This is a genomic window from Allobosea rubneri, assembly GCF_032464875.1.
GTDB lineage: Bacteria > Pseudomonadota > Alphaproteobacteria > Rhizobiales > Beijerinckiaceae > Allobosea > Allobosea rubneri.
In genome coordinates, this window is the sequence record NZ_JAWDID010000013.1 from 1 (window position 1) to 17,840 (window position 17,840).

At 68.1% G+C, this 17,840-nt stretch carries 19 protein-coding genes; 9 read left to right on the plus strand and 10 right to left on the minus strand.

Features of this window, described 5'->3' with window-relative positions; translation table 11 throughout:
* The coding region (locus RKE40_RS10785; protein ID WP_316018243.1) for a nickel/cobalt transporter at window positions 1-854 on the plus strand (854 nt) is incomplete at its 5' end.
* Window positions 855-976: 122 nt separating this feature from the next.
* Here the strand turns inward: RKE40_RS10785 and RKE40_RS10790 are convergent.
* From RKE40_RS10790 to RKE40_RS10815, 6 genes are all read right to left on the minus strand, one after another.
* A complete protein-coding gene (locus tag RKE40_RS10790; protein WP_316018244.1) occupies window positions 977-1,936 on the minus strand; it encodes a DUF6454 family protein in 960 nt (319 codons plus the stop codon).
* Window positions 1,937-2,044: 108 nt separating this feature from the next.
* A complete protein-coding gene (locus RKE40_RS10795; protein WP_316018245.1) occupies window positions 2,045-2,428 on the minus strand; it encodes a nitrile hydratase accessory protein in 384 nt (127 codons plus the stop codon).
* Window positions 2,415-3,074 (minus strand): nitrile hydratase subunit beta, encoded by a 660-nt coding sequence (gene nthB / locus RKE40_RS10800; protein WP_316018246.1) that lies wholly within the window; start codon window positions 3,072-3,074, stop codon window positions 2,415-2,417. Before nthB ends, RKE40_RS10795 begins: the two co-directional genes overlap by 14 nt.
* Window positions 3,071-3,709 (minus strand): nitrile hydratase subunit alpha, encoded by a 639-nt coding sequence (nthA, locus tag RKE40_RS10805; RefSeq protein ID WP_316018247.1) that lies wholly within the window; start codon window positions 3,707-3,709, stop codon window positions 3,071-3,073. Before nthA ends, nthB begins: the two co-directional genes overlap by 4 nt.
* Before the next feature lie 30 nt (window positions 3,710-3,739).
* Window positions 3,740-4,936 (minus strand): amidase, encoded by a 1,197-nt coding sequence (locus RKE40_RS10810; protein ID WP_316018248.1) that lies wholly within the window; start codon window positions 4,934-4,936, stop codon window positions 3,740-3,742.
* Between the two features lie 6 nt (window positions 4,937-4,942).
* On the minus strand, window positions 4,943-6,532 hold the full coding sequence (locus RKE40_RS10815; protein WP_316018249.1) for a gamma-glutamyltransferase family protein: 1,590 nt from the start codon (window positions 6,530-6,532) through the stop codon (window positions 4,943-4,945).
* Window positions 6,533-6,645: 113 nt separating this feature from the next.
* Between RKE40_RS10815 and RKE40_RS10820 the strand changes: the two genes are divergently transcribed.
* Entirely contained in the window at window positions 6,646-6,885 is a 240-nt protein-coding gene (locus tag RKE40_RS10820; RefSeq protein ID WP_316018250.1) for a hypothetical protein, read from the plus strand.
* A gap of 4 nt (window positions 6,886-6,889) precedes the next feature.
* Here RKE40_RS10820 and RKE40_RS10825 read toward each other — a convergent pair whose 3' ends face one another.
* The 3 genes from RKE40_RS10825 to RKE40_RS10835 form a co-directional block, all read right to left on the minus strand.
* A complete protein-coding gene (locus tag RKE40_RS10825; RefSeq protein WP_316018251.1) occupies window positions 6,890-7,252 on the minus strand; it encodes a DUF1850 domain-containing protein in 363 nt (120 codons plus the stop codon).
* A complete protein-coding gene (locus RKE40_RS10830) occupies window positions 7,249-9,558 on the minus strand; it encodes a TRAP transporter permease (protein WP_316018252.1) in 2,310 nt (769 codons plus the stop codon). The genes RKE40_RS10825 and RKE40_RS10830 overlap by 4 nt, the downstream gene beginning before the upstream one ends.
* Before the next feature lie 111 nt (window positions 9,559-9,669).
* The gene (locus tag RKE40_RS10835; protein ID WP_316018253.1) at window positions 9,670-10,638 is read right to left on the minus strand and encodes a TAXI family TRAP transporter solute-binding subunit; all 969 of its coding nucleotides are present in this window, start codon (window positions 10,636-10,638) and stop codon (window positions 9,670-9,672) included.
* A gap of 236 nt (window positions 10,639-10,874) precedes the next feature.
* On the opposite strand from RKE40_RS10835, the gene RKE40_RS10840 reads away from it, so the two are divergent.
* A complete protein-coding gene (locus RKE40_RS10840; protein ID WP_316018254.1) occupies window positions 10,875-12,497 on the plus strand; it encodes an OpgD/OpgG family glucan biosynthesis protein in 1,623 nt (540 codons plus the stop codon).
* A gap of 11 nt (window positions 12,498-12,508) precedes the next feature.
* On the opposite strand, the gene RKE40_RS10845 is transcribed toward RKE40_RS10840, so the two are convergent.
* Complete coding sequence (locus RKE40_RS10845; RefSeq protein ID WP_316018255.1) at window positions 12,509-12,772, minus strand: hypothetical protein; 264 nt, start codon at window positions 12,770-12,772, stop codon at window positions 12,509-12,511.
* A 112-nt stretch (window positions 12,773-12,884) separates the two neighbouring features.
* On the opposite strand from RKE40_RS10845, the gene RKE40_RS10850 reads away from it, so the two are divergent.
* From RKE40_RS10850 to RKE40_RS10875, 6 genes are all read left to right on the plus strand, one after another.
* The gene (locus RKE40_RS10850; RefSeq protein ID WP_316018256.1) at window positions 12,885-13,586 is read left to right on the plus strand and encodes a DUF2161 domain-containing phosphodiesterase; all 702 of its coding nucleotides are present in this window, start codon (window positions 12,885-12,887) and stop codon (window positions 13,584-13,586) included.
* A gap of 74 nt (window positions 13,587-13,660) precedes the next feature.
* Window positions 13,661-13,804 carry a hypothetical protein gene (locus tag RKE40_RS10855; RefSeq protein WP_316018257.1) on the plus strand — a complete coding sequence of 48 codons (144 nt, stop codon included), beginning with the start codon at window positions 13,661-13,663 and terminating at the stop codon, window positions 13,802-13,804.
* A gap of 14 nt (window positions 13,805-13,818) precedes the next feature.
* Window positions 13,819-14,544, plus strand: coding sequence for a zinc ABC transporter ATP-binding protein AztA (aztA, locus tag RKE40_RS10860; RefSeq protein WP_316018258.1), 726 nt, complete (start codon window positions 13,819-13,821; stop codon window positions 14,542-14,544).
* Window positions 14,545-14,698: 154 nt separating this feature from the next.
* A complete protein-coding gene (locus tag RKE40_RS10865) occupies window positions 14,699-15,574 on the plus strand; it encodes a metal ABC transporter permease (protein WP_316018259.1) in 876 nt (291 codons plus the stop codon).
* A 36-nt stretch (window positions 15,575-15,610) separates the two neighbouring features.
* Window positions 15,611-16,561 (plus strand): metal ABC transporter substrate-binding protein, encoded by a 951-nt coding sequence (locus tag RKE40_RS10870; protein WP_316018260.1) that lies wholly within the window; start codon window positions 15,611-15,613, stop codon window positions 16,559-16,561.
* Window positions 16,562-16,743: 182 nt separating this feature from the next.
* Complete coding sequence (locus RKE40_RS10875; RefSeq protein ID WP_316018261.1) at window positions 16,744-17,706, plus strand: CobW family GTP-binding protein; 963 nt, start codon at window positions 16,744-16,746, stop codon at window positions 17,704-17,706.
* Window positions 17,707-17,840 lie beyond the last annotated feature (134 nt).

Genomic DNA, 17,840 nt, shown 5'->3' on the forward strand with positions numbered 1-17,840 from the left:
GTACGGCGCTGCCGCGCGAGGCGCTGCCGGCGACCTCGGGCCTCGGCGCGGTCATCCTCGCCTGGCAGTCGAGCTTCTATCGCGAGCTCACCGCGACGCTGAAGGCGATCGCGCAGTCGCCGGCCGCCCTGCCGGCGCTGCTCGGCCTCGCCTTCGGCTATGGCGTCTTCCATGCCGCCGGCCCCGGCCACGGCAAGGCAGTGATCTCGGGCTATATCGTCGCCGATAATCGCAGCCTGCGGCGCGGCCTCGCCTTGAGCTTCGCGGCGGCGCTCGTCCAGGCGCTGGTCGCGATCGGGCTGGTCGGGACCCTCACCCTCGCGCTGAACGCGACGGCGAAGACCATGGCGGCGACCACCTCGGTGATCGAGCAGGGCAGCTTCGCGCTGGTCGCGCTGGTGGGGCTCTACGTGCTCTGGCGCAAGGCCGGCAGCTTCGTCGCGCTCGGCGGCGGCGCGGCGCATGACGCGGCATCCTGCGACCATGTCCACATGCCCGAGCCGGACGAGATCTCACGCCTGCGCTCCTTCCGCGAGATGGCGGGCGTCGTGCTGGCGGCCGGGCTGCGGCCTTGCGCGGGGGCGCTGATCATCCTCGTCTTCGCCAATGCGCAAGGCCTGCTCTGGGCCGGCATCGCGGCGACCTTCGCAATGGCGCTCGGCACCGCGCTGACCACCGGGGCGCTGGCGGCGCTCGCGGTGTTCTTCAAGTTCGCGGCGCTGCGTCTCGCCGGCGGCGGTTCGCTCGCGGGCGCGCGCATCATCGCCGGGCTCGAAGTGCTGGCGGCGGCCTTTGTCGCCGTGCTCGGCGCCGCGCTGCTCTTCGGCCTCTGGGCGGCCGGGCAGGGGAGCTGATCACACCGTCATGCTCGCCCTTGTGGCGAGCATCCACGCCTTGAACGCTGCGCGTGGCGAGGGAAGACGGGGATGGCCGGGACAAGCCCGACCATGACGAAACAGGCGGCGTGAAATCAGACCTACTTCACCGCCGCCTCGAAGGTGAAGAGGGTCGACTTGTCGTCGTCCGGCATGAAATAGGCGCGCACGCCTTCGGCCGTGGGCTCGACCCAGAACGGGTTCTGCGTCATCGGCAGCCCTGAGGTTGGCGACCAGAGCTCGACCGGCACCTGATAGACCGGCCTGTTGTCCTTGAGGTCGACGATCTCGAGCCCGCCGAGGCGGAAGACCGGGCCGTCCTTCGTCGTCCGGTAGGCGTTGAGGCCCGAGCAGAGCATCCGGCTCATGCCGATATAGTGGCAGTCCTGATAGTCGATGTAGAGCGCGGGATTGGCGACGCGCAGCGCTTCGGGCGCCGTCGCCGCATTGGTTACCCTGCCCTCGCCGTCGAGAGGCCATTTGTAGAAGCGGCGCGAGCCCCAGCTGACGCCGTGCAGCGACTTGTCGTCGGTGTTGTGGACGATGCCGCCGACATGGTCCTTGAAGCGGAAGACCTCGGTCGCCTTCAGTGTCGCCGGGTCGACCCTGTAGACGATCGACTGGCTGTTCGGCCGGTATTCGGCGACGGGGACCCAGATGTCCTTGCCGTCGAAGTCGATGCCGCCGGGATGATAGATCGAGCCTTCGCCGAGGGTGATGCTGGCGAGCAGCTTGCCCTGCGCATCGACCTTGAAGAGATGGCCGGTGCCTTCGCCGGTATCGCGGTCATAGCCGTCCTGCGGGGTGGGATAGCGGGTGGTCGGCTTCGTGATCTCGACCGAGGAGATGAAGAAGGCGTCGCCGATCTTGACCATGCCCTGGGGGTGGTGCGTCGGGAACTGCAGCTCGACCGCCGCCTTTTGCGTCCATTGCGTGCCGCGGGTCAGCTTCGGGATCAGCGTGCTGAGGGCCGGGTCGGCGGCATGGGCCGGAGGGCTCGTGGCCGGAATGGACAGGGCCGCCGCGGCCAGGGCGGTCAGGCCGGCGAGAACCGTCTTCATGCTGCGTCCCTCCCGTTTTCGCTTCGTCGCGCGAAGCGGTTCTGCGAAGCTCCGGCCTCGTGCCGGGCCGGCAATACGGCGATGCGACGGTGAAGAACGGCGTCGGCCTCAGCGTTGCGGGTCGTTCTCCAGCAGGATCGGCTTGCCGTGCGGGGTCGCCTCTGCGGCCCGCTCCCAGGCGGCGCTGCGGGCGTCGACGCCCTCATGGCTCGCCAGGCCCTTCTCGATCAGCAGATGCTCGAGCGCCTCGCACCAGCGCTCGTAGTAATCGGAGCCATCGCGGCAGCCGCCGGCAGCGAGCGCCTCGCGAATCTCGGCGCCGAGCGCCTGCGCCCATTCATCGGCGGTGAAGATGCCGCGATTCTGCAGGGCGACGACCAAAGCGAAGGCCTGCGCCTGCCAGGGCTCGGCGAAGATCGGCCCCTCGGCGTCGCGCGGGATCGGCGTATCGGCGGCGAGCGCCGCCGCGAGATCGTGCTCAGGCCGGCTCAAGATAGCTTTCCCAGGCTTCGATGCTGACGCTGGAATTGGGATCGGCATCGCGACCCCAGAGCTCGGGGCCGGTGAAGACGACCGTATAGAGCCATTGCGCCGTCTCGGGCGCGCCATGGGCGCCGGTGTCCGGGAAGACATGGCAGCCGGTGACGCGCTCGATCACGCCCTGCTTGCCGCGGGCATAGCGCGGCAGGCGAGTATGGTGCTGTGGGTGCATGACGATGGTGCGGACCTTGTCGCCGACCTTGAAGCGCGCCGGGGCGGCCGCTTCGCGCTCATAAGGAAAGCCGCGGCGCAGCACTGCGGGGACATCGGTCCCTTTCAGGACCCGCTTCGGCGTGGTGCCGGTGCCGCCGGAGGCGCCGCTGTCGAGTTCGGCAGGGGTCGCGAAGCCGTGCCGCTGCAGCACGGTGCGCAGGCCCTCGTACCAGATCTCGTAATAGGTGAGGGACAGGTAGTCGGCCGGCGGGATCGCCTCGCGCGCATGGCGGATCTCGTCGATCGTCCAGTGTCCCATGGCGCCGGCGGCGACGTTGAGCGCCAGCATCCGCGCTTCCCAATCGGCGTGGAAGATCGGTTCGTTCGGCTCGGGGAGAACCGGGCCGAAGCCCATCTGGCCGCCGAGATCCTGCCCGCCGTTCATGACCGCGCTCCCGCCTGCAGCAGGCCGACGCCGATCATCGAATCGCGCGTGACGATCTCCGCCAGTTCGTCCTCGGACCAGCCCTCGGTGCCTGCCGGGCGCTGCGGCACGACGATGAAGCGGGTCTCGGCGGTCGAATCCCAGACCCGGATGCGCTGGCCCTCGGGCAGGGTGACGCCGAAATCGGCGAGGGTGCCGCGCGGGTCGATCACCGCCTTGGCGCGGTAGGGCGGCGACTTGTACCAGACCGGCGGCAGGCCGAGCACCGGCCAAGGATAGCAGGAGCACAGGGTGCAGACGATGAGGTTGTGCTCCTCCGGCGTGTTGAACACCGCGACGATGTGCTCGCCGCCGCGCCCGCCATAGCCGAGTTCGGCCACGGCGGCGGTGCCGTCCTGCTTCAGGCGCTGCGCATAGGCAGCGTCGCTCCATGCCTTGGCGACGACGCGAGCGCCGTTGCGCGGGCCGACCTTGGTCTCATAGGTCTCGACGATGGCGTCGAGCGCCGCCGGGTCGACATAGCCCTTTTCGACCAGCAGCGATTCCAAGGCCTTCACCCGCGCCTCGATCGGCGTGAAATGATTGTCGTGCTCGTGGTCATGATCGTGGTGATGATGGTGGTCATGGCCGCTCATCGCCGCCTCCTCCTCATGCCCGTCTGATCGTCACGCCAACCTGATCCTGGCAGCCCGCTCGATCCTCACCGCGAAGACGACCAGGGACTTGTCCGAGCCCCTGGGCCCGATCACCGACAGCCCGAGCGGGGCATCGTCGCGATAGGCGACCGGAATCGAAATCTGCGGGAAACCCGAAAGCCCGGCAAGGCAGAGCAGACGCAGGGCCCGGTTGCGGAAATCATCGAGCTCGCTCTCGCCGGCGCTGACCAAAGGCGCGATGTCCGGCACGGTCGGCAGCAGCAGCACGCCGTCCTGGCCGAGCAGCTTGGCGAGCTTGGCGCGGAAGTTGCGGCGGACGGTGTCGCCGCGCGCGACCTCGGCGTCGCTGACCGAGCGGCCGAAGGCGAAGCGCTCGGCGACGCCCGGGCCGAGCGGTGGGGCGAAGCGCTCGATCATCGGCCCATCGGCCGTCCAGGCCTCGCGGCCCTGGAGCCAGCGAAAGGCCCAGTAGAGCGCGTCCATGTCGCGCACGGCCCGGACGTTTTCGGGCTGGCCGAGCAGCGGCACGAAGCGCTGGACCGCATTGCGCAGGATGCGCTCGGCCTCCGGTACGGCCTGGGCGAAGAGGTCGTCGGCAAGCAGCAGCCGCGGCCGTTCCGGAAGGGTCGTGCGGTCCTTGCCGAACAGGACATTGGCGACACGGGCGAAGGTCTCGCCGTCACGGGCGAAGAAGCCGGCGGTATCGAAGCTCTCGGCCAGGGGCCAGGTCCGCTTCAGCGAGAGGCGGCCATGGCTGGGGCGGATGCCGAACAGCCCGCCATAGCTCGCCGGCGCGCGCACCGAGCCGCCGGTGTCGGAGCCGAGCGCGATGTCGGCGAGGCGCCCGGCGACCGCCGCCATCGAGCCGGAGGAGGAGCCTCCGGTGATCCGCTCCGGCGCTGCCGGATTCACGGGGGAGCCGAAATGCGCGTTCTTGCCGTTGAGCGAGAAGGCGAGCTCGTCGGTATGGGTCTTGCCGACGAAGCGGGCGCCGGCATCGAGCAGCGCCTTCACCACCGGGGCCGTGCGGGTCTTGACGCCGGACTGCGCCAGCACGGTCGGTGAGCCCGCTCCGGTCGGGTAGCCCTTGATGTCGAACAGGTCCTTGACCGCCAGGGTCAGGCCCGCGAGCGGGCCGGAGGAGGCGTGCTTCACCGGCGCCGGCGGATAGGGAACGAAGCAGCGGAACGGATCGTCCTCGATCATGGCCTGTCAGATCCCTCTGGCATCACCGTCGGAACGCGGGTCATGCGTGGCCTCGACATGACCCTTCTGGTGCTTCACCAGCATGCCGGCATGGCCGAACTGGTCGGAATAGGCCTCGCTGTATTCCTCGACCGGGTGCCCGGCGGCGGTCAGCCTCGCCAGCAGCATCGGGTCGAAGCGGCTTTCCAGCTTGAGCGAGATCGAGCCGGCGCCCCAGGTCCGGCCGAAGAGCCAGCGCGGCGCGTCGACGGCGTCGGCGACGCTCTGGCCGAAGCGGTAGCGCGACAGGATCTGGGCCTGGAACTGCGGCTGGCCGTCGCCGCCCATCGCGCCATAGCTCATGATCCGGCCGTCGTCGAAGCGCGCCAGCGGCGGGTTGAGCGTATGGAAGGGCTTGCGGCCCGGGGTCAGCGGGTTCAGCGCCTTGGCGTCGAGCGAGAAGGCGAGGCCGCGATTCTGCCAGTTGATGCCGGTTCTCGGCAGGATGCAGCCCGAGCCGTATTCCCAGTAGATCGACTGGATATAGGAGACGGCGAGGCCGGAGCCGTCGATCGCGCCCATCCAGACGGTGTCGCCCTCGCCGGGCCGGAACGGCCAGCTCGCGGCGCGCTTGCGGTCGATCTTCTGCGCCTCGCGGGCAAGGACCGCCTCGCTCAGCAGGCTCGCCGGATCGGTGGTCATGAAGGCGGGGTCGGTGATCACCTGGTCGCGCAGCGCCAGCGCGCGCTTCACTGCCTCGACCAGCCCGTGATGATGGTCGAAGCCTTCGGCCCGGGCGACGCCGAGCTTCTCGAATATGCCGAGGATCAGGAGCGCCGCCAGTCCTTGTGTCGGCGGCGGGAAGTTGTAGGCGGTCAGCCCCGGCAGTTTCAGCGACAGCGGCTGGACCGCGCGTGCGCGGAAGGCCTCGAGATCGGCGCGAGTGATCGGCGCGCCGAGGCGCTCGAGGTCGTCGGCGAGCTCGCGGCCGATATCGCCGCGGTAGAAATCGTCGAGCCCGGCATGGGCCAGTTGCTCGAAGGTCGCGCCGAGCGCCCGGGGCTTGCGCCGGTCGCCAGCCTTGGGGCGCTCGCCACCCGGCCAGAAGAAATCGCTGAAGCCCGGCGCGGCCTTCACCGCATCGACCTCCTGCGGCCAGGTGCGAAGCTCGGACGCCGAGATGTCATAGCCCTCGGTGCAATGGCGGATGGCGTCGGCCAGAAGGTCCTTCAGCGGGAGGCGGCCGCCGAGGCTCTGCGCGAGCGCGAGCGCCGCCTGCCAGCCGCCGATCGCGCCGGCGACCGTGATCGCCGCATCGGCGCCACGGGAGGGCAAGATGTCGTAGCCCTTCTCGCGGTAGCGCTCGATCGTCGCGAGCGATCCGGCGCCGCCGCAGGCCTCGATGGCGTGGACCTTGCCACCGGGCTCGTGCACCAGCCAGAAGCCGTCGCCGCCGATGGCGTTCATATGCGGGTAGACCACCGAAATGGTCGCCGCCATGGCGACCATGGCCTCGATGGCGTTGCCGCCTTCGGCAAGGATCGCCCTGCCAGCCTGCGAAGCGAGATGGTGGGGAGCGGCGACCGCCGCGCTGGCGAAGACGGGAGAGTCAGGCATCAGGCTCTTTTCATTCGGGGTAGCGGTGACCATTTGCCGATCGGGCGCGATTTTGTTGCATGCCGGCGCCGCCTAGGCTAGGCGGTCTTCGCATGGGTCCGAGGAATGGAAGCATGGCCGCAGGGCGTACCAACTGGCGCAACATGATCCTGGTGATCTCGTTGGCGATTCTGATCGGGGTCGAGCTCTTCGGCGTGGCCCTCGCTTCGGGCTGGGCGCTTGCCGGCATGTTCGAGCTCGGCCACGTCGTCGCCTATGTGCTGATGGTGCTGTTTTCGGGCTTTGCCGCCTATGGGATGCTCGTCTTCATGCGCCGCGTGGTGAAGGTCGAGCGCCTCACCACCCGCAGCTGAGCCCTCACGGGCAGGGCTTCAGCACCACCGGGTCGGCCTCGGCCGGAACCAGCTCCGCCATCGCACGGCAGGAATTCGCGACGCAGACGCGCCAGTCGGCCGTGGCGCCGGAACGCCGCATCACGACCTCTCGCAGCCCCGGCAGCTTTGGCCGCCAGCGCCAGAAGCCGCCTTCCAACCTCGCCCCTTCCGGCGGGTCCATGCCGGCGCCCGAGCCCTGAACCCGCGCCTCGGCGAGGACGAGCCCGTCCGGGCTCTCCTGCCAGAGCTCTTCCCAAAGCGTCTTCTCGACCGAATGACGCCAGGCGAGGGTGATCTCGGCGGCGCCGAGCGGGATGAGCAGCGCCCCGGCGGCGAGGCAGATCACGCCGCCTGCCGCCCTGCCATGCGTGCGCGCCAGACATGCTGGGCGATGATCGCAGCCGCCAGCGCAAAGCCAATCTCGTCGGTGATCGGGACGGCCGCGACGAGCAGTCCGGCCGCCAGGGCGGCGAGCACGCGCTCCCAGAGCGTCAGCGGCCGCACGAGATAGCCGACGAAGGCCGTGCCCCAGAGCACCATGGCGAGCGTCGCCTTGATCACGATGTAGGCGACGGCGAGCCAGTAGCCGGCGCCAGAGAGGCCGGCTACCGGCTGCAGCATCAGCGTCGGGTCGTAGACCGCCATATAGGGCACGACGAAGCCTGGCAGCGCGATCTTCACCGCCTGCACGCCGATCTTCATGCCGGAGACCTTGGCCATCGGCGCGGCAGCGAAGGCTGCGAGCGCGACCGGCGGTGTCAGGTCGGCCATGATGCCGAAATAGAAGACGAACATGTGGCTGACGATCAGCGGCACGTCGAGCTGCAGCAGGATCGGCGCGGCGAGCGAGGAGGTGATGATGTAGTTCGGGATGGTCGGGATGCCCATGCCGAGGATCAGGCTGAAGATCATGGTCAGAACCAGCGCCAGGAACATCGAGTGCTTGCCGATGCCGATCAGCCAGGAGCCGAAGATCGTGCCGATGCCGGTCAGGGTCATGGTGCCGATGACGATGCCGACCAGCGCGCAGGCGAGGCCGACCGGAAGGGCCTGACGGGCGCCGTCGGCCAGCGCCGCGACGCAGGATTCCAGGACCGCGCGACCCGAGCCGCCGCGCAGCACGTTCCAGAGCACGAGGACGAGCACGACCATCAGCACGGTCGCCATGCTGATCGTCATCGACGCCGCGGAGATCAGCGCGAAGCCGACCCAGAAGACGATGCGCAGGGCGGATGTGGTGAGCCCAGCTGAGATCGCGAGAGCGAGGATCAGCGCGACCGTCAGCGCAAGCCCGATCGCGCCGGCGAAGAGCGGGGTGAAGCCGGCGAAGAGCAGGTAGACCAGCACCATCAGGGGCGCAATCAGGTACCAGTTCTTGCGGATCTCGGCGCGGGCGCTCGGCAGCTGGGATTTCGGCAGGCCGTGCAGGCCGAGCTTGCCGGCTTCCAGATGCACCGCCCAGTAGCAGGCGGCGAAATAGAGCAGAGCCGGGATGATCGCGGCCTCGACGATCTTGGCATAGGGCACGTCGATGGTCTCGGCCATGATGAAGGCGACGGCGCCCATCACCGGCGGCATGATCTGGCCACCCATCGAGGAGGTCGCCTCGACGCCGCCCGCGAAGGCGCCGTTGAAGCCGGAGCGCTTCATCAGCGGGATGGTGAACTGCCCGGAGGCGACGACATTGGCGACGCCGGAGCCCGAGACAGTGCCCATCAGGGCGGAGGAGGCGACGCAGACCTTGCCGGGGCCGCCCTGCTTGCCGCCGAACACGGCCATCGAGATGTCGTTGAAGAAGTCGATGACGCCGGCGCGCTCCATGAAGGCGCCGAACAGGATGAACAGGAAGATGAAGGTGGCGGAGACGGCGGTCGGCGTGGCGTAGAGGCCCTCGGTACCGAAGGCCATCTGCTCGATCACCTGCTCCAGGCTGTAGCCGCGATGGTCGTAGGGTGCGGGCAGGTAGTTGCCGAACAGGCAATAGGCCAGGAAGGTGCCGGCGACGAGCGGCAGGGCGATGCCCATGGCCCGCCAGACCAGGAGGAAGAGCACGATGAGCGCGCCGATGCCGACGACCATGTCGGCATGGGTCAGCTCGCCGGCGCGGTTCACCAGCTCGTTATAGTTCCACCAATGGTAGAGCCCGACCGCGAAGCCGACCACACCGACCGCCCACCAGAAGGCTCGGGCGGGCGGAGAGGTCTCGTCGGCATTGGCGAGCAGGCCGCAGGCGGTCAGGCAGAGGAAGCCGACATGCAGCGTGCGCAGCACCTGGTTCGGCAGGGTGCCGGTGTAGAGCGTGACGAGCTCGAAGGCGCCAAACAAGGCGAGGAAGGCGAGGATCGCCTCGATGTTCGGGCGGCCGCGGGCGGCGCCGAGCAGGATCCAACCGAGCCAGAGCACGAAGGCGATCCGGATCGCCATGATCGGGGTCAGCCAGGAGATCGCCGGAACGATCCGGAAGTCGAGCGGGATGCCGAAGGCGGTGACGATCTGAAAGGCGGAGAAGGCAACGGCGATCCAGAACAGCAGGCGGCCTTTCCAGCCTTCGCCGAAGGTCGCCGGCAGGCCGTGCTCGGGGTCGTAAGGGGCGGCCTGCGGGCTTCCGGCGACATCCGGTACGGCCAGGGGCCTGCTGTCCTGCGTGCTCATCGGCTGTTTCCCGCTCACCGCCGCGCTCGTGGCGCGATCTTGCCTGTTCGTTCCGTCAAAAAAGGCGAGGCCGGATGCCGGCCTCGCCTGGTTCGTCGCCGTCGCAGCGGCTCAGGAGCCGGCCTTCAGGCCCTTTTCCTTGAAATAGCGCGCTGCGCCGGGGTGCAGCGGCAGCGGCATGCCGTCGAGCGCGTTCTCGAGCTTGATCGAGCGCGCGGCGGCATGGGCGGCGGCGAGATCCGGCAGGTTCTCGAAGATGGCCTTGGTCATCTGGTAGACCGTCTCCTCCTTCATGCCTTCATGGGTCGCGAGGTAGTTGACCACGGCGGCGGCCGGCACTGCGGCGGTCTGGCCGTTATAGGTGTTGGCCGGGATCGCGACCTTGACGAAGGGCGGGCCGGCCTTGTCGACGACGGCGGCCGGCACCTCGACCACTGTGATCTCGACCGAGGTCGCGAGATCGCGCAGCGAGGCGACGCCGAGGCCGGCCGATTGTAGCGTCGCGTCGAGCTGGCGGTTCTTCATCAGCTCGACGGATTCGGCGAAGGGCAGGTACTCGACCTTGCCGAGGTCCTTGTAGGACATGCCGGCGGCGGCGAGGATGGCGCGGGCATTGAGCTCGGTACCGGATTTCGGCGCGCCGACCGAGAGGCGCTTGCCCTTGAGGTCGGCGAGCGTCTTGATGCCGCTATCCTTCGAGGCGACGATCTGGATGTAGTTCGGATAGATCGCGGTGATGCCGCGCAGCTTCTTCAGCGGCGCCTTGAAGCCGGCTTCCTCGTCGCCCTTCCAGGCGGCATCGAGGGAATCGCCGAGGGTGAAGGCGATCTCGCCCTTGCCCTGCTGGAGCAGCTGCAGGTTTTCGACGGAGGCCTTGGTCGCCTGCACGGTCGGGCGGACATTCGGGACCTTCTCGCCATAGATCTTCGAGAGCGCGACGCCGAGCGGGTAGTAGACGCCGGAGGTGCCGCCGGTCAGCACGTTGATGAATTCCTGCGCGCGGGCGGCTCCCGGCGCGGCGGCGATGACGAAAGCGGTGGCGATACCGGCCAGGCTACGGCCGCTGAAGAGCGTCTTCATGGTTCCTCCCGAATTGGTTCCCGCGCTTCTGCGAGCCGGGCTTCGGCATTTGTAGGACGCTTGGCGGCGGAAAGGGAAGCCGGGCCAAAGGGCTAAGGCGATGGAATGCCCGCTTGCGGCGCGATTTTCGCCCTGCTCCGGACAGAATGAGCCGGAGATTGCCCTCACCGGCTGGACAGGCTAGCCGGGGCACACCATCTGCACATCCTCTCCCGCCGCCACGGAGCGCTTACCCGATGCCTTCGCAGAAGCCGAACCCGCCTTCGATCGACCGTCGCCTGCTCCTGTCGGGGGCGGCTGGAACGGCCGCGCTGGCAGCGCTCGGCTTTGCGCCCAAGGCTCTGGCGCAGCAGGGCCTGAAGCTCGCCGCCGCCGAGGCGTTCAGCTTCGAGGGGCTGAAGGCGCGGGCCCGCGATCTCGCCGGCAAGCCCTATGTGGCCCCGCCCAATCCCAAGCCCGACGTGCTGGAAAAGATCGACTACGACGCCCATGGCAAGATCAGGTTCAAGCCCGAACTGGCGCTCTGGGCGAACGGCCCCTCGCCCTGGCCGGTGACCTTCTTCCACCTCGGCCGCTATTTCCAGAAGCCGGTGCGCATGCATGTCCTCGAAGACGGCAAGGCGCGCGAGATCGTCTATGACGAGAGCTATTTCGAGATGCCGGCCGATTCCCCGGCGAAGCAATTGCCGCTGGGCGCAGGCTTTGCCGGTTTCCGTTTCCAGGAAAGCCGCTCAGGCCATCCCGGCCGCAAGGGCGAGAAGCTCGACTGGCAGAAGAACGACTGGGTCGCCTTTCTGGGCGCCTCCTATTTCCGCGCCATCGGCGAACTCTACCAGTACGGGCTGTCGGCGCGCGGCCTCGCCATCGACCCGGCTGTCGCCGGCAGGGCGGAGGAGTTCCCGGACTTCACTCATATCTGGCTTGAGACGCCTGCGGCCGCCGCAGAACAGGTCGTGGTCTATGCGCTGCTCTCAGGGCCGAGCGTCGCCGGCGCGTTCCGCTTCCGCATGCATCGCGGCAAGGGCGTGGTGATGGAGATCGAGCAGGAGCTGCACCTGCGCCGGGATGTCGAGCGCCTCGGCATCGCGCCGCTGACCTCGATGTACTGGTATTCCGAGAAGGCCAAGGCGACCGCGGTCGACTGGCGGCCGGAAGTGCATGATTCCGACGGGCTCGCCCTGTGGACCGGCAGCGGCGAGCGGGCCTGGCGCCCGCTCAACAACCCGTCGCGGACGATCGCCTCGGCCTTCGTCGACGAGAATCCGCGTGGCTTCGGGCTGATGCAGCGCGACCGCGAGTTCGGCCATTACATGGATGGCGTGTTCTACGAGCGTCGGCCGAGCCTCTGGATCGAGACCATCGGCAACTGGGGCAAGGGCTCGGTGCAGCTGATCGAGATCCCGACCGACGATGAGATCCACGACAACATCGTTGCGATGTGGGTGCCGCAGGCACCCGCGAAGGCGGGCAACGCCTACAGCTTCCAGTACCGCCTGCACTGGCTCGCCGACGAGCCCTTCCCCTCGCCGCTCGGCCGCGTCGTCGCGACGCGGATGGGCAATGGTGGCCAGCCCGGCACGGTGAGGCCGAAGGGCGTGCGCAAGTTCATGGTCGAGTTCAAGGGCCCGGCGCTCGAGTCGATCCCGTTCGGGGTCAAGCCGGAGGTCGTGCTCTCCAGCTCACGCGGCAGCTTCTCCTACATCTTTGCCGAGGCGGTGCCGAACGACGTCCCCGGTCATTGGCGGGCCCAGTTCGACCTGACGGTGGAGGGGACCGATCCGGTCGAGATGCGCTGCTTCCTGCGCGGCGGCGACAAGGTGCTGACCGAGACCTGGCTGTATCAGTACCTGCCGGGCTGAACCGTCGCCGGCTAGCCTTCTAGCTGGCGCTTCTGGATCCGCTCGACGGAGACGAACACGGTGTTGGCAGCGCCGGGTTCGACGCAGAACACGTCGAAGCTTGGTGCCTGTGGATCGTCCGCCGGCATGTGCAGGGTCGCGGAGCCCTTGCGGCCAGCAAAGGCCAGGATCCGGAAGCTCAACCCGCCGGGCAGGGCGATCTCGATGGCGTCCGCCGCGATTTCGGTCGCGACGCCGTCGCGTGTCGTCCTGAAGCTCACCCGTTCGGTATTCACTGACCCACTCCGGTTCGGTTGCAAGGACTTCGGCCCGGTGATCCGCGTTGGCGTTTTCCTCTCGGAAACCAATCGCGCGGCATATCGGATCATCCGCTGGTCAGGAGGCTGCATGGAAACGTCTCTCTACCTCCCGGTCAAACGCTTCCTGGAAGAGCTGGGCTATTGCGTGAAGGGCGAGGTCGGCAATTGCGACCTCGTCGCGCTGCATGGCGAGGATCCACCGGTCGTCGTGATCGGCGAACTCAAGCTCAGCTTCAATCTCGAACTCGTCCTGCAGGGCGTCGACCGGATGAGCGCCGGCGACGAGATCTGGCTCGCCGCGCAACTCTCCGCCAGGGGCAAGGGGCGCGAGAGCGATCCCCGCTATCGCAATCTCTGCCGGCGCCTCGGCTTCGGCCTGCTCGGTGTCGGCCGGATGGGCGAGGTCGAGGTGCTGGTCTCTCCGGTGGCGCCGACGCCCCGCAAGGACCCGCGCCGGCGCTCCCGGCTGGTCGACGAACACAGGCGCCGCCAGGGCGATCCTGCCGCCGGCGGCAGCACGCGCAAGCCGATCATGACCGCCTATCGCCAGCAGGCGCTGGCCTGCGCCGCGGCGATGACGGAGGCGCCGCGCCGGCCGCGCGACCTCAAGCCGTCCTGCCCCGATGCGCAGAAGATCCTGCACCGGAACGTCTATGGCTGGTTCGAGCGCTCGGAGCGCGGCCTTTATGCGCTGACGCCGACAGGGCGCAGCGCGGTCGCGGCGTGGCTGGCGCCGTCGGTCGTTAGGGCTACGGAACCGGAGCGCGAACCCGCCGAGGCGCTCGCGTGAGATCCTGTCCATGAGTTGCGGGCCGGCCCTCGGCGCGCTTGCCATCGATCTGACGTAACATTATATCATTCCTTATGGCCCACGCGCATTCCCATCGCCATCCTGTTTCGGAGAGTCCCGGCTGGTCGCTTCTGCGGCTGTCGGCGGCGGGCCGGCTCGGCCTGGCGCTCGCTGCGATCGTGGTGCTCTGGGCGGCGACGCTCGCAGTCATCGCGTGAAGAGTAACGCCGTCATGCCCGCCATCCGCCTCACCGATCTGACGCTCGGCTATGACCGGCATCCGGCCGTGCATCATGTCTCGGGCGAGATCGCGCGGGGCAGCCTGACCGCGATCGTCGGCCCCAACGGCGCCGGCAAGTCGACCCTGCTCAAGGGCATCGCCGGGGCGCTCTCGCCGCTCGGTGGCGCGATCGCGCTGCAGAAGGGCCAGCGCCTCGCCTATCTGCCGCAATCGGCCGAACTCGACCGCTCCTTCCCGATCCATGTCTATGATCTCGTCGCCATGGGGCTGTGGACCAGCGCCGGCATTTTCGGCCGCATCGGTCTTGGCCAGCGGGCCCGGATCGAGGCGGCGATCGCGGCCGTCGGCCTGACCGGCTTCGAGCGCCGCAGCATCGGCACCTTGTCGGGCGGGCAGATGCAGCGCGCCTTGTTCGCGCGCCTCCTGCTGCAGGATGCCGACCTGATCCTGCTCGACGAGCCTTTCACCGCGATCGATGCCCGCACCACCGCCGATCTGCTGGAGCTGGTGCAGCGCTGGCATGGCGAGAAGCGCACGGTCGTCGCCGTGCTGCATGATATCGAGACGGTGAAGCGCGCCTTCCCGCAGACCCTGCTGCTGGCGCGCGAGACCGTCGCCTGGGGGCAGACCGGTGAGGTCCTGACCTCGGGCAACCTGCTCAAGGCCCGCCACATGGTCGAGGCCTTCGACAGCCATGCGCCGGCCTGCGCGGCGTAGGCTTTCGGCATCTCCTTCTTGATCGAGACACTCTGACCGGGTCATCCCGGGTGACCGCAGGGAGACCCGGGATCCATTCCTGAAACGTTCCGGAATGGGTCCCGGGTCTTCGCTTCGCTACGCCCGGGACAACGGCGCATTTGAACTGAACGCGATGCTCTACGACCTCCTGATCGGCCCCTTCGCCGAGTTCGACTTCATGCGCCGGGCGCTGATCGGCATCGTTGCGCTTTCGCTTTCGGGGGCGCCGGTCGGCGTCTTCCTGATGCTGCGGCGGATGAGCCTGACCGGCGACGCCATGGCCCATGCGATCCTGCCGGGCGCTGCGCTCGGCTATCTCGTCGCCGGCTTCTCGCTGCCGGCGATGACGCTGGGCGGGCTCGCGGCGGGCTTTGCGGTCGCACTCGCGGCGGGCGCCGTGGCGCGCCTGACCGTGCTGAAGGAGGATGCCTCGCTCGCGGCGTTCTACCTGATCTCGCTGGCGCTCGGCGTCACCCTGGTCTCGCTGCGCGGCTCGGCGGTCGATCTCTTCCATGTGTTGTTCGGCAATGTGCTGGCGCTCGACGACGAGGTGCTGCTGCTGCTCGCCTCCGTCGCCAGCATCACGCTCGCGACCCTGGCGCTGGTCTACCGGCCGCTGGTGATGGAATGCGTCGATCCCGGCTTCCTGCGCTCGGTCAGTCGTTCGGGCGGCTTCGTCCACCTGACTTTCCTCGGCCTCGTCGTGCTCAACCTCGTCGCCGGCTTCCACGCACTCGGCACCTTGCTCGCGGTCGGGCTGATGATGCTGCCGGCGGCCGCTGCGCGGTTCTGGACCGCCGACATCACCCGGCTGATCCTCACCGCCACCGGCCTCGGCATCCTCTCCGGTTATGCCGGGCTGGTGGCTTCCTACGCCGCCGGCAGCAATCTCCCGGCAGGACCGGCGGTCATTCTCGCCGCCGGGACGCTCTATCTCGGCTCGCTGCTGTTCGGCTCGCAGGACGGGCTGGCGCGGCGGCTCTTGCCTCGGGCCCATCTCCAGCGCTAGTAATGTTATAGTGTTTCATATAGCGCGAGAGCCGTCATGTTGAACCGCCGTCTTCTCCTCCTCTCGGGCCTCGTCGCCGGGGCCGGCCTGTCGTTGCCGGTCCTCGCCCAGGAGAAATCGGCTCAGGACAGGCCCGTGGAGGGCAAGCTCGCGGTCGTCGCCAGCTTCTCGATCCTCGCCGACTTCGTCCGCGCGGTTGGCGGCGAGCGCGTCGCGCTGACCACGCTGGTCGGGCCGGATGGCGACGCCCATGTCTACTCGCCGAGCCCGGCCGATGCGAAGGCGATGGCTGCGGCCAGCCTCGTTGTGGTCAACGGGCTGAAATTCGAAGGCTGGCTGACCCGGCTGCTGAAATCGTCGGGAACCAAGGCGACGCTGGCGACGGCGACGGACGGAATCACGCCCCTGAAGATGCAGGATGACGGGCACGGCCACGGCCACAGCCATGGCGGCGAGGATCCGCATGCCTGGCAGAGCGTCGCGAACGCCAAGGTCTACGTCGCCAACATCCAGAAGGCGCTGAGCGCCGCCGATCCGGCTGGCAAGGCACTCTACGAGGCGAATGCCGCGGCCTATCTGGCGAAGCTCGATGAGCTCGAGGCCGAGATTCGCGCGGTCGTGGCCCGGATTCCGGCCGACCGACGCAAGGCGATCACCTCGCATGACGCCTTCGCCTATTTTTCCAAGGCCTATGGCATCGCCTTCGTCGCGCCTCAGGGCGTCTCGACCGAAGCGGAGGCGTCTGCCCGCGATGTCGCGCGGATCATCCGGCAGGTGAAGGCGCAGAAAGTGCCGGCGGTGTTCCTCGAAAACATCAGCAATCCGCGTCTCGCCGAGCAGATCGCCCGCGAAAGCGGCGCCAGGATCGGCGGGCGGCTCTATTCGGACGCGCTCTCGGGTAGCGATGGCCCGGCCGGGACTTACATCGCGATGATGAAACACAATATAAGCCAGATCGAAAAGGCGCTCGCCGCCGGCCCGGCCTAATCGCCGGCCCTGACCTCCAGCCCTCATCCCGAGAAGCCGCGCCAGCAGCGTCTCAAAGGATGATCCTAGTGCGCTGGAAGCATCCTTCGAGACGCGAGCTCTGCTCGCTCCTCAGGATGAGGGCCGAGGATGGAAGCCGAAGCCGGGTGCTTGCCCGCCGGCCAAAGAATCAGGATCGACCCATGTCCGAAAAGATTCCCGTCACGGTGCTCACCGGCTATCTCGGCGCCGGCAAGACCACGCTCCTCAACCGCATCCTCACCGAGGATCACGGCAAGAAGTTCGCCGTGATCGTCAACGAGTTCGGCGAGGCCGGCATCGATGGCGACCTCGTCGTCGGCGCCGACGAGGAAGTGTTCGAGATGAACAATGGCTGCATCTGCTGCACGGTGCGCGGCGACCTGATCCGCATCCTCGACGGGCTGATGAAGCGCAAAGGCAAGTTCGACGCGATCATCGTCGAGACCACTGGTCTCGCCGACCCCGCGCCGGTCGCCCAGACCTTCTTCGTCGACCAGGATGTCGGCGACGCCACCAAGCTCGATGCGGTGGTGACCGTGACCGACGCCAAGTGGCTGAAGGACCGGCTCAAGGACGCACCGGAGGCGAAGAACCAGATCGCCTTCGCCGACGTGATCATCCTCAACAAGACCGACCTCGTCACCGAGGCGGAGCTGGCCGAGGTCGAGAGCGCGATCCGCGCGATCAACCCCTATGCCAAGCTGCACAAGACGACGCGCTGCGAACTGCCGATCGAGAACCTGCTCGACCGCAACGCGTTCGATCTCGACCGCATCCTCGACATCGAGCCCGACTTCCTCGAAGCGGGGCATCACCACCACCATGCGGACGACGTCCGCTCCATGTCCTTCACGATTCCCGGCGATGTCGACCCCGACAAGTTCATGCCGTGGATCAACGATCTCAGCCAGGCGCAGGGGCCGAACATCCTGCGCTCCAAGGGCATCCTCGCCTTCAAGGGCGAGCCGCGGCGCTTCGTCTTCCAGGGCGTGCACATGATCCTGGACGGCGACCTGCAGCGCGACTGGAAGGAAGGCGAGGCTCGGCAGTCGCGGCTGGTCTTCATCGGCCGCGATCTCGACGAGAAGGCCCTGCGCGAGGGTTTTCTGGCCTGCGCGGCCTGAGCGGCGTAGCGCCGGGATCCATTGTAGATGCCCCTCCGATGGATCCCGGAGCGAACTGTGGTCATCCGGGATGACCGTGCCGCGGGGGGCGTCGACGCCGATAGTGGTTCCTCTCGCCCGAGATTTTGCTAGAC